This window comes from Streptomyces sp. NPDC048258 (assembly GCF_043201995.1).
In the GTDB taxonomy this organism is placed as follows: Bacteria; Actinomycetota; Actinomycetes; order Streptomycetales; family Streptomycetaceae; genus Streptomyces.
The window spans coordinates 110531-121777 of sequence record NZ_JBICZH010000014.1 but is presented as its reverse complement, the minus strand read 5'-3'; the positions used below and the strand labels follow the sequence as shown (position 1 = coordinate 121777).

The window sequence follows — 11247 nt, the reverse complement described above, 5'->3', positions numbered from 1 at the left end:
GACGACGACGACCGAACCGACCGGGACGACCGAACCGACCGGGACGACCGAACCGAACGAGACGACCGAACCGACCGAGACGAGGAGAGGTGGCACGACGGTGAGCCTGAGCACGGTACGCCCGGAGGCGGCGGTCCACGGGCCGGCGGAGCGCATCCACGAGTTCATGCTGGCGGCGGCCAGGACCGCACCGGACAGCCCGGCCGCCTGGGAGGCCGGTCCGGACGGCTCCTCACGCGTCCTGACCTACCGCCAACTGGAGCGCAGGGCCCACGACTACGCGGTCACCCTGGACACGCTCGGCCTCGACATCGGCGACCGGGTGATCCTGGAGTCGGACAACTCCGCGGCCGCGGTGGCCGCGCTCCTCGCCTGCTCGATGCTCGGGCTCACCTTCATCCCGGTGAGCCCGGAGGTCCCCACCCCGCGGCTGCTGGCCATCGCCGCCACCGCGGAGCCCGCGCTGCACCTCCAGACGACGGACGGCAAGCGCGAGGAGGTCCCGGAGTCCATCGGCACGGCCCGGTTCGGTCCCGACGGGATCACCGTGGAGCGCGCCCCCGCGCCCCGGACCCGGCACCGGCGCGAGGCGGTCGGCACCGACGCCGCCTACATGATCTTCACTTCGGGGACCACCGGGCGCCCCAAGGGCGTGGTCATGAGCCACCGCGGAGTGCTCTCCTTCTACCGGGGCATGCTCCAGCACGCGGTCGTCACGGCCGAGGACCGGCTCGCCACCACCTCGCCGCTCCAGTTCGACTTCGCGCTGCTGGACATCGGGCTCGCCCTCGGCTCGGGCGCGCAGCTGATCCCCGTACCGCGGGAACTGATGCACTGGCCGCGCCGACTGCTGCGCTTCCTCACCGAGACCGGCGCCACGCAGGTGGACGGGGTGCCGTCCATCTGGCGGCCCGTACTGCGCCACGAGGCCAAGGGGCTGGCCGCACTGGCCGGCCAGGTGCGCGGGGTGCTCTTCTCCGGCGAGGCCTTCCCGCTGCCGGAACTGCGGCAGTTGCAGAGCCTGTTGCCGCAGACCCGGGTGGTGAACTGCTTCGGCCCCACCGAGGCGATGGCCTTCTCCCTCACCGATGTGCCGAACCCGCTGCCCGAGGGCGCCGACAAGCTCTCCATCGGATTCGCCTACCCCGGCGCCGAGATGCTGCTGATCGACGACGACGGCCGGCCCGTCGAGGAGCCGGGGGCGGTGGGCGAGATCCACCTGCGCGGTCCCTCGCTGTTCACCGGGTACTGGGACGATCCGGAGGCCACCCGGTCCGTGCTGGTGCCCGATCCGCTCAATCCCAGGTCCGGCCAACTCGTCTACAAGTCAAATGACTTGGCATACCGCGGCGAGAGTGGTGAGCTGTACTTCGTCGGCCGCTCCGATCTCCAGGTCAAGATCCGCGGCAACCGGGTGGAGCTGGGCGAGATCGAGCGCAGGCTCCTGGAGTTCCCGGGCGTCGAAGCGGCCGCGGCGGTGGTCCGCCCGCGGCAGGGCGACGACCCCGAGCTGTACGCGTACGTCGTCCCGGCCCGCGGGTTCACCGCCGACCCCCTCGTGATCAGCGCGTTCTGCAAGCAGACCCTGCCCGAGTACATGGTTCCGCGGAAGGTCGGCCTGATCCCCGGCCTGCCCCTCACCCCCAACGGCAAGACCGATCGCAGGGCCTTGGCGGCGCGCGCCGCCGAGGAGGGCTGAATCCCCCGTTCCGCCCCGACCACCCCTGCCTCGACCCCTGTTCCGACCCCTGTCCTGACCCCTGTTCGCGTCCGGACGCTCCCCGCACATCACCGCTTTCCGTTCACTGATACGTACGCCCCGTCCCGACAGCATTGGACAGCCCCCATGACCAGCTCCCTGAGCGAGAACGACAACACCGGACCGGAGGTTAAAGCGGGCCGCAAGGAATGGATCGCCCTCGGCGTACTGCTCCTGCCCGTGCTGCTCGTCTCCATGGACCTGACGGTCCTCTACTTCGCGATCCCCTCCATCAGCGAGGACCTGAAGCCGTCCGGCAGCGAGCAGCTGTGGATGATCGACATCTACGGCTTCGTCCTGTCCGGAGTCCTGCTCACCATGGGCGCGCTCGGCGACCGCATCGGCCGCCGGCGCCTCCTGCTGATCGGTGCCGTGGTCTTCGGCGGCGGCTCCCTGCTCGCCGCCTACGCCTCCAACCCCGAGATGATCATCATCGCCCGGGCCCTTCAGGGCATCGGCGGCGCGACCCTCATGCCGTCCACCCTGGCGCTGATCCGCAACCTGTTCCGCGACCAGACCCAGCGGCGTACCGCCGTCGCGGTGTGGTCCACCGGCATGGCCGCCGGCGCGGCGCTGGGCCCCGTGGTCAGCGGCGCCCTCCTCACCGGCTTCTGGTGGGGTTCGGTCTTCCTCATCAACGTTCCCGTGATGCTGCTCCTGCTGGTGACGGCGCCGTTCCTGCTGCCGGAGTTCAAGGACGCGGCGGCCGGGAAGTTCGACCTGATCAGCGCCGCGCTCTCGCTCGCCATCGTGCTGCCGGTCATCTACGGCTTCAAGAAGATCGCCGTGGACGGCTTCTCCGTCACCCACGTCGTCGCCATCGCGGTCGGCCTGGCCATCGTCCCGCTGTTCCTGCGGCGCCAGCGCACCAGCAGCGACCCGATGATCGACATCTCGCTGTTCCGCAACCGGGCCTTCGGCGCCTCGGTGACCGTCAACATGCTGGCCTGCTTCACCCTGGTCGGCTACTCGCTCTTCAGCACCCAGTACATGCAGTCGGTCCTCGGCATGAGCGCGCTGAAGTCCGCTCTGTGGACCATCCCCGGCACCCTCGCCGTGGGCGCCGTCGTGCCCATCGCCACCGTGCTCGTCCGTACCGTCAAGCCCGCCCACATCATCGGCGCCGGGTTCACCATCGCCACCCTCGCCCTGCTGATGCTCACCCAGGTGCCCGCCGAGGACGGACTGGTCCTGATCCTGATCGGCATCATCGCGCTCGCCGTCGGGCTCACCCCGGTCCTCACCCTCGTCACCGAGCTCGTCGTCGGCCAGGTGCCGCCGGAGCGCGCCGGTACCGCCTCCGCCCTGCTCCAGACCGGCCAGGAGCTCGGCGGCGCCCTCGGCGTCGCCGTCCTGGGCAGCATCGGCGCCGCCGTCTACCGCAACAGCTCCGCGCTGGACGCCCCGGCCGGGGTGCCCGCCGAGGCGCTGGACCCGGCCCGCGAGACCATCGGCGGCGCCCTGGCGACCGCCGGCAAGCTCTCGGGCGAAGCCTCCACCAGCCTGATCGAGGCGGCCCGCGCCGCGTTCACGACCGAGGTGCACGCCGCCTCGGTGGCCGGCGCCGTCGTGATGGCCGGCGCCGCCGTCTTCGCCCTGATCGGGCTGCGCGCCGTCCAGACCGACAACCAGCGGGCCGCGGACCTGGCCGCCCAGGCCGCCCCGGCGGAGCGGGCCGGGCAGCCGGGCGCGGGCACCGCGTAAGGCGCGGGCACCTCCCCACGTGCGGGCGCCTCCGCACGCACAGGCGCCTCCGTACCCCCCACAGGCCCCCTCCACGGGGCCCGACGACAGCCGCCCAGGACCTGAACCCCCGCCGGTCCTGGGCGGCTTCGCCATGCCCGCGGTCCGTCCGGCACCCCTTCGCGGGGGCCGGGCCGCCGGGCCGCCGTAAGGGTAGGGCTGGGGTCCGATCTGGGGTCCGGTGGCCGATTCCTCTCCCTAGCATCGAACCGCATTCGAGCAGACGCTCGGAACTGCCAGGCACCAGGCTGGAGGAATATCCGCATGTCCCTGCTGGCAACCGATTCTGTCGAGACGGCACGGTTCCGCGCGTACGGGCCGCGGCAGCTCGACGAGATCGCCGACCGCCACGGCCTGCCCGCCGACATACGGGAGACCGTCCGGCTCGTGTCGATGGTGCTGCCCTTCCGGGTCAACGAGTACGTCCTGTCGCAGCTGATCGACTGGGACCGCATCCCGGACGACCCGATGTTCCAACTGGTCTTCCCCCAGAAGGGGATGCTCACCGAGCAGAACGAACGGGACCTGGCCACCCTGTCCGCAGACCCCGCCTCGAAGATCGCCCTGCGGACCCTCGTCCAGCAGATCCGCGGCCGGCTCAACCCGCACCCGTCCGGCCAGAAGGAGCTCAACGTCCCCACCCGGGACGGCGCCGAGATCGCCGGGCTCCAGCACAAGTACCGCGAGACGGTCCTGTACTTCCCGAGCCAGGGCCAGACCTGCCACTCGTACTGCACCTACTGCTTCCGCTGGGCCCAGTTCGTCGGGGACGCGGACCTGCGCTTCGCGGCGCCCGACCCGAGCGGCCTGATCTCCTACCTGGGCGCGCACCCCGACGTCACCGACGTGCTGGTGACCGGCGGCGACCCGATGGTCATGTCCACCGAGCGGCTGCGCTCCCACCTGGAGCCGCTGCTCGCCGTGGACACCGTACGGACCATCAGGATCGGCACGAAGTCCGTCGCGTACTGGCCGCAGCGGTTCGTCGGCGACCCGGACGCCGACGACGTGCTGCGCCTCTTCGAGACGGTCGTCGCCTCGGGCCGCAACCTCGCCGTCATGGCGCACTTCAGCCACCCCCGGGAGCTCGCCACCGACCTCGCCCGGCAGGCCATCGCCCGGATCAGGTCCACCGGCGCCCTCGTCTACTGCCAGGCGCCGCTGATCGCCCGGGTCAACGACGACCCGGACGTCTGGAGCGAGATGTGGCGGGCCGAACTCGCCGCCGGCTCGGTCCCGTACTACATGTTCGTGGAGCGCGACACCGGCCCCTACGACTACTTCCGGGTGCCGCTCGCCCGGGCGGCCGAGATCTTCCAGAGCGCCTACCGCACCCTGCCCGGTCTGGCCCGCACCGTGCGCGGCCCGGTGATGTCCGCGACCCCCGGCAAGGTGGCCGTGGACGGGGTCGTCGAGAACGCGGAGGGCCGGTTCTTCCAGCTGCACATGGTCCAGGCCCGCGATCCCGCCCTGGTCGGCCGGCCCTTCCTGGCGCACTTCGACCCCGAGGCCGCCTGGCTGGACGAACTGCGGCTCGACCGCACCGTACCGGCCGACATCGCGCGCGCCATCGCGGGACCGGCGTGGCAGGGGGAGAAGGAGCTCTTCGGCACCAAAGCCGCCGCACCGGTGGGGAGCCCGGCATGAGCGACATGCGGATGTCACCCAACCTGGCGCTCAACCAGCTGGTGGCACAGCGCCAGGCGGCCGGCGAGCCCCTGATCCACCTCGGCTTCGGGGAGTCCAGACTGCCCGCGTTCGCGCCGCTGGTGGAACGGCTCGCCGCCGGGGCGACCCGCAACGCCTACGGCCCGGTGGCCGGCTCGCCCGCGGTCCGGGGCGCCGCCGCGGGGTACTTCGACCGCCGCCGCATCCCCACCGAAGCCGACCAGATCGTGGTCGCCCCGGGGAGCAAGCCGCTGCTCATGGCCCTCAACCTGGCCGTCCCCGGCGACGTGCTGCTGCCCCGGCCCGCGTGGAACACCTACGCCCCGCAGGCCCGGCTGGCCGGCAAGCACCCGATCGCCGTCCCCATCCCCGAGGAGTGCGGCGGGGTACCGGACCCGGACGCCCTGCGCGAGTGCATCACCGCGGCGCGCGTACTCGGCCGCGACCCGCGCATCATGGTGCTGACCCTGCCGGACAACCCGACCGGCACCCTGGCGTCGCCCCCGCTCATCCGCGAACTGTGCGCGATCGCCCAGGAGGAGGGCCTGCTGATCGTCTCGGACGAGATCTACCGGGACGTGGTGCACGACCCGGCCACCGAGTTCCTCAGCCCCGCCGAAGTGGCCCCCGAGTGCACGGTCATCGCCACGGGCCTGAGCAAGAGCCTCGCCCTGGGCGGCTGGCGCATCGGCGTGGCCCGCTTCCCGCAGGGCCCCTGGGGCGAGTGGATCCGTACCGGAGTGGTCTCCGTGGCCAGCGAGGTCTGGTCGACGCTCGCGGGCCCGATGCAGGCGGTGGCCGAGTACGCCTTCAGCGAGCCGCAGGAGGTCCGGGACCGGCTCCGGGCCAGCGCCCGGCTGCACGGGGCCGTCGCGCGCGAGGTCCACCGCATCACCGTCGAGGCGGGCGCCCGCTGCCGGCCGCCGACCGGGGCGTTCTACGTCTACCCCGACTTCGAACCGGTCCGCGAGGAGCTGGCGAAGTACGAGGTGACCGACTCGCCGACGCTGGCCCGCCGGATGCTGGACCTCGGGATCGTGGTGCTCGCCGGACACCTGCTCGGCGACGAGGGGGACGCCCTGCGGTTCAAATGCGCCACCAGCATGCTGTACGGCGAGACGGCGGAGCAGCAGCAGCTCTCGCTCGACGCGCGGGACCCGCTCGCGCTGCCGCACGTCCGCTCGAATCTCGACCGGATCGAGGAGAGTTTCCAGCGGCTGGTCCCCTGACCGTCTTTTCCTCCCCGTCGAAAGAGAAACGGCCCGACTCGGATATGACATCCTCGTCGGGCCGGTCGGTGGACCGATTTTCTCACGCGGCGGATTCGGTTTCGGTGATCAGGGTGTTCCAGAGGACGTCCGGATTCGCGAAATTCTCCAGTTTCAGCGCGTCGTCCAGGAAGCGGACGTCATAGGCGCCTTCCAGGGCGGCGAGGAGTTCTATCGTGCCCATGGAGTCAAGCCCCAGGTCACGGAGTTGTGCGTCCCCGGTGAGTTTCTCGTCGGGGGAGAGGTAGGGCAGGAACGGGCGTATGACGGCCTCGAAAGCGCCGTCCCAGGTGTGATTCGTGAGTTCTGGCATACGGGAATGATGGGGGCGGCCGCCGACGGCTGTCAATGCGTCCCCGAAATGCGCCCGGAAAGCGTCCGGAAAAGAGCTTGCCGGTAATTCTGGCGAGGAGGAGCAGAAATGGAACCATTGGCGCGGACCGCGCTGCACGCACGTTTCCTGCGCGGTCTGGAACGCTCACCGCGCGGGGTGGCGGTGCGCGTCGGGAAGGAGACCGTCGACTACACGACGGCCCACGAACTGGCCCTGTCCTGGGCGGGGGCACTGCTCGGCGCCCCCGGCGGGCCGCCGAAGGCCGTCGGCATCCTGGCGGGCCGCAGCGTGACCTCGTACGTGGCCGTCCTGGCGAGCCTGTACGCCGGACTCACCGCGGTGCCGGTCCTGGCCGACTTCCCGCCCGGCAAGATCGCCTCGATGCTCGCCTCGGCGGGGGTCTCCGCCCTCGTCGTCGACGAGGAGGGCGCGGCCCTGCTCCGTGACGCCGAAGGACGTGCCACGGGCCTCGCGGCGGAACTCGGCGAACTCCCGGTGCTCGCACCGGACCTAGCCCGCGAGGAGGCCGAGGCCCTGGCCGGCGGCGCACTGCTGCCGCTGTCCGCCGGCCCGGAGACCGCGCTGGCGGAACCCAGGCCGGCCGCTCCCGACGACGTGGCCTACGTCCTGTTCACCTCCGGCTCCACCGGCCGGCCCAAGGGCGTACGGCTCACGCACGGCAACACGGCGCACTACTTCGCGCTGATGGACGCCTGGTACGACTTCACGTCCGACGACGTCTTCTCCCAGGCCGCCAACCTCAACTGGGACTCCGCGGTCTCGGACCTGTGGTGCGCCTGGGCGGTGGGCGCCCCGCTGGTCTCGGTCTCCCCCCACGCCTACCGCGACCTGCCCGCCTTCGTCGCCGAGCACGGCATCACCGTCTGGTTCTCGGCGCCCAGCGTGATCTCGCTGTCCCGCCGCACCGGCCGCCTGGTGCCGGGCAGCATGCCCTCGCTGCGCTGGACGTACTTCGGCGGCGAGGCGCTCCAGTTCCAGGACACCGACGCCTGGCAGCGTGCCGCCCCCCACTCCGCGGTGATCAACGTCTACGGCCCGACCGAGATGACCATCACCACGCACCGCCACCGCTGGTCCCCGCAGGAGTCGACCCGGCTCGGCGTCAACGGGGTGGTACCGCTCGGCCTGCTCCACGACGGCCACGCGGAACTGCTCCTGGACGAACAGGGCGCCCCGGCGGCCGACGAAGGCGAACTGTGGCTGTCCGGCCCGCAGTTGTCTGCGGGCTACCTGGACCCCGAGGACGGAGCCGGCAAGTACCTGGAGCGCGACGGCGTCCTCTGGTACCGCACCGGTGACCGGGTCCGCCGGCTCGCCGGAGGCGAACTGGTCTACCTGGGCCGTACGGACTCCCAGGTGCAGGTGCAGGGCTACCGGGTCGAACTGGCCGAGGTGGAGCACGCGTTGCGCGACGGCACCCCGGTGACCGACGCGGTCGTCGTCGGCGTCCCCGTGGCCAACAGCACCGAACTGGTGGCCTTCTACCTCGGCGGGCAGCGCTCGCCGCAGGAGTTCCACCGCGACCTGGCCGGGCTGCTGCCCGCGCAGCTGATCCCGCGCCACTACCACCAGCTGGACGAGTTCCCGCTGAACACCAACAAGAAGACCGACCGGCTGGAGCTCACCGCACGCGCTGCCGCACTGCACGGCACCCGCGTCCCCGTGACCGCCGGCTGATCCCCGAAACCCATCACAGCACGAAAGAGGAAGTCCCATGCGCACAAGACCCCGGTCCCGGCAGGGAGTGGTCCGCAGATTCGCGCTGCTCGCCGTACTCGCACTGACCGCCGCGCTGTTCTCCGCGCCGGCCACCAGCGCGGCCCTGCCCCCGTCGTCCTGGCCGACCGGCGGCCACGACATCCGCAACAGCCGCGTCAACCCGCAGGAAACGACGATCGGCAAGAGCAACGTCGGCCGCCTCAAGGCCAAGTGGACGTACGCCACCCACGGCGATGTGTCGGCCACCCCGGCCGTGGTCGGCGGGGCCGTGTACTTCCCCGACTGGGGCGGCTACCTGCACAAGGTGGACGCCAAGACCGGCCGTCCGATCTGGTCGCGCAAGGTGTCCGACTACACCGGTGACCCGGCCTCCGTCTCCCGGTCCAGCCCCACCCTCGTCGGCGGCAAGCTCTACATAGCCGACTGGAACAAGGCCGTCCTGATGTCGGTCGACGCCGCCACCGGCAACCTGGTGTGGAAGCGGGAGATCGACACCCAGTACAAGGCGGTGCTGACCCAGTCGCCCGTCGTGCACGAAGGCGTGATCTACCAAGGGGTCTCCTCCCGCGAGTCCGAGGGCGCCCTCGACCCGGCGTACCCCTGCTGCACCTTCCGCGGCAGCGTGAACGCCATCGACGCCGCCACCGGCAACCTCCTGTGGCGCCAGTACACGACCCCCGACAACGGCGGCAAGCCCGGCGGCTACAGCGGCGTGGCCGTATGGGGCACCCCGGCGCTGGACCCGTCCACCAACACGGTGTACTTCACCACCGGCAACAACTACACCGTCCCGCAGTCCGTCAGCGACTGCCAGACCGCCGGCCACACCCCCGCCGAGTGCTACACCCCGGACAACTACGTGGACACGGTGCTGGCCCTCGACATGACGACCGGCCGCGTCAAGTGGAACACCGGCGCCAAGCGCTTCGACGCCTGGAACACCGGCTGCCTCCCCGGTTTCCCGCCCAACAACTGTCCGCCGAACCCCGGTTACGACTACGACTTCGGCGACGGCGCGCACCTGTTCACCATCAAGGGCCCGAACGGCTGCCCCCGCAAGGTGATCGGCGCGGGCGAGAAGAGCGGCGAGTACTGGCTGATGGACGCGGAGACCGGAGCCGTGGTCTGGAGCGCGGCGGCCGGCCCCGGCGGCCACATCGGCGGCATCGAATGGGGTACCGCCAACGACGACAAGCGGATCTACATCGCCGAGGCCAACTTCAACAAGCTGTCCTACCAGCTGGCCGACGGCACCACGACGACCCGCAGCTCGTTCGCGGCGCTCGACCCGCAGACCGGAAAGATCCTCTGGCAGGTCGCGGACCGCACCGACGGCTTCGCCTGGGGCGCCCTGACCGCCGCCAACGGCGTCGTCTTCGGCGGCTCCACCAGCGGCCGCATGTACGCGCTCGACGCGGCGACCGGCGCCTACCTGTGGGACTTCACCGCGCCGTACTCGTCCAACGCGGGGCCCGCGGTCGTCGACGGCACCGTCTACTGGGGCAACGGCTACGCCCGCTTCGCCAACGGCGGCGGAACCACCGGCAGCCTCACCGAGGGCACCTTCTACGCCTTCACGGTGGACGGCAAGTGACCGGACGGCACACGTGAGAGGGGCCGGTACCCACTGGGTACCGGCCCCTCCCGTCGTCCGTGCGCCGCATGTCAGGCGGGCCGGGCAGGCCGCCCGCCGGCCGGCCGTCAGGCCGCCGCGGGCAGCCGCCGCCGCACCGGCCGCATCGCCGACCTGGGCGTCACCGGCACCACCTCGAAGGCGCGCGTGGTGCACGCGACACGGGTGAACAGCCCGTCCTGCCCGGAGACGTACAGCCGGCCGACTCCGGCGCCCTCCAGCGTGGACACCACGTCGGGCCACCGCACCGTACGCACGAAACCGTCCAGCAGCATCCCGCGCACCCCTTCGCCGGTGGTCACCACCCGGCCGTCCTGGTCCGCGACGACCGGCAGCCGCGGCTCGGACCAGGCCAGCCCGTCGAAGATCTCGGAATCCACCCGGTCGCGCAGCCCGCCGAACAGGTACGAGTGCATGGGCGGCTTCATCGTGTACATCGACATCCCGCCCAGCGAACGGATCCGCCGCTGGAGCCAGTCGAGGACCGACTCGTGCACCGTCAGCATCGTGAAGTCGTGGTCGACGACGCAGGACACGTCGTTCCACTCGCCGCGCTCGTCGAGCTCCCGGCGCAGCAGCGCGACCTTGTCCTGCGGCACCCGCGCGATCGACTGGGTCACCAGCGCGGGGTGCTCGTGTGCGAAGTAGTCCTCCATCGTGTCGGCGAGCCGCGCGGTCATCCGTACGGCGTCGGCGAAATCGAGCACTCCGGCGTACACGGCGGCGGCCCGGGCGCCGAAGCTCGGCCCCGTCACGTACGCGGGCGCGATCTCCAGCCGGTCCGTCGCCCACCGCGCCAGCGCGAGGCAGTTCACCACGAACGAGATCTGCCCGTAGAGCGAGTAGTCGCCGTCGGCCTGCTGGTACCGGTCGGCCAGCGAGAAGCCCAGCACGTCGTCGGCGATCGCGTGCAGCTCCCGCGCGTACGGGTTGACCAGCATGAACCGGGCGACCTCGGAGAAGGCGGTCGGTTGCATACCGGGGAAGACGATCGCCGCTTCCCGCGGCGCCCCGGTGTCGGTGTGAGTGTCCATGGCCCGAGGGTGGCCCGCCCGCCCGCGCGCCGAGCACCCCTGCCGCCCCCTAAGGGGGACTCCGAACG

At 71.5% G+C, this 11247-nt stretch carries 8 protein-coding genes; 6 read left to right on the top strand and 2 right to left on the bottom strand.

From position 1 onward, the window contains the following. Positions 1 to 100 precede the first annotated feature (100 nt). From ACGFYQ_RS28515 to ACGFYQ_RS28500, 4 genes are all read left to right on the top strand, one after another. A complete protein-coding gene (locus ACGFYQ_RS28515; RefSeq protein ID WP_393748733.1) occupies positions 101 to 1699 on the top strand; it encodes an AMP-binding protein in 1599 nt (532 codons plus the stop codon). A 147-nt stretch (positions 1700 to 1846) separates the two neighbouring features. Beyond that, positions 1847 to 3463: an MFS transporter gene (locus tag ACGFYQ_RS28510; protein ID WP_393748731.1), complete on the top strand. Its 1617-nt coding sequence runs from the start codon at positions 1847 to 1849 to the stop codon at positions 3461 to 3463. A 303-nt stretch (positions 3464 to 3766) separates the two neighbouring features. Then, positions 3767 to 5149 (top strand): KamA family radical SAM protein, encoded by a 1383-nt coding sequence (locus ACGFYQ_RS28505; protein ID WP_393748729.1) that lies wholly within the window; start codon positions 3767 to 3769, stop codon positions 5147 to 5149. Continuing rightward, on the top strand, positions 5146 to 6399 hold the full coding sequence (locus ACGFYQ_RS28500; RefSeq protein WP_393748727.1) for a pyridoxal phosphate-dependent aminotransferase: 1254 nt from the start codon (positions 5146 to 5148) through the stop codon (positions 6397 to 6399). The genes ACGFYQ_RS28505 and ACGFYQ_RS28500 overlap by 4 nt, the downstream gene beginning before the upstream one ends. Positions 6400 to 6481: 82 nt before the next feature. Here the strand turns inward: ACGFYQ_RS28500 and ACGFYQ_RS28495 are convergent, their stop codons facing one another. Beyond that, positions 6482 to 6751 (bottom strand): phosphopantetheine-binding protein, encoded by a 270-nt coding sequence (locus ACGFYQ_RS28495; RefSeq protein ID WP_393748725.1) that lies wholly within the window; start codon positions 6749 to 6751, stop codon positions 6482 to 6484. Positions 6752 to 6859: 108 nt separating this feature from the next. On the opposite strand from ACGFYQ_RS28495, the gene ACGFYQ_RS28490 reads away from it, so the two are divergent. Further along, positions 6860 to 8470, top strand: coding sequence for an AMP-binding protein (locus ACGFYQ_RS28490; protein WP_393748723.1), 1611 nt, complete (start codon positions 6860 to 6862; stop codon positions 8468 to 8470). Between the two features lie 37 nt (positions 8471 to 8507). Continuing rightward, complete coding sequence (locus tag ACGFYQ_RS28485; protein WP_393748721.1) at positions 8508 to 10106, top strand: PQQ-binding-like beta-propeller repeat protein; 1599 nt, start codon at positions 8508 to 8510, stop codon at positions 10104 to 10106. A 107-nt stretch (positions 10107 to 10213) separates the two neighbouring features. Here ACGFYQ_RS28485 and ACGFYQ_RS28480 read toward each other — a convergent pair whose 3' ends face one another. After that, on the bottom strand, positions 10214 to 11179 hold the full coding sequence (locus ACGFYQ_RS28480; RefSeq protein ID WP_393748719.1) for an ACP S-malonyltransferase: 966 nt from the start codon (positions 11177 to 11179) through the stop codon (positions 10214 to 10216). Positions 11180 to 11247 lie beyond the last annotated feature (68 nt).

Bases quoted from the DNA above. Each gene is read 5' to 3' on its own strand.
- ACGFYQ_RS28510 (WP_393748731.1), top strand. From the start codon at position 1,847: ATGACCAGCTCCCTGAGCGAGAACGACAACACCGGACCGGAGGTTAAA.
- ACGFYQ_RS28505 (WP_393748729.1), top strand. From the start codon at position 3,767: ATGTCCCTGCTGGCAACCGATTCTGTCGAGACGGCACGGTTCCGCGCG.
- ACGFYQ_RS28500 (WP_393748727.1), top strand. From the start codon at position 5,146: ATGAGCGACATGCGGATGTCACCCAACCTGGCGCTCAACCAGCTGGTG.
- ACGFYQ_RS28495 (WP_393748725.1), bottom strand. From the start codon at position 6,751: ATGCCAGAACTCACGAATCACACCTGGGACGGCGCTTTCGAGGCCGTC.
- ACGFYQ_RS28490 (WP_393748723.1), top strand. From the start codon at position 6,860: ATGGAACCATTGGCGCGGACCGCGCTGCACGCACGTTTCCTGCGCGGT.
- ACGFYQ_RS28485 (WP_393748721.1), top strand. From the start codon at position 8,508: ATGCGCACAAGACCCCGGTCCCGGCAGGGAGTGGTCCGCAGATTCGCG.
- ACGFYQ_RS28480 (WP_393748719.1), bottom strand. From the start codon at position 11,179: ATGGACACTCACACCGACACCGGGGCGCCGCGGGAAGCGGCGATCGTC.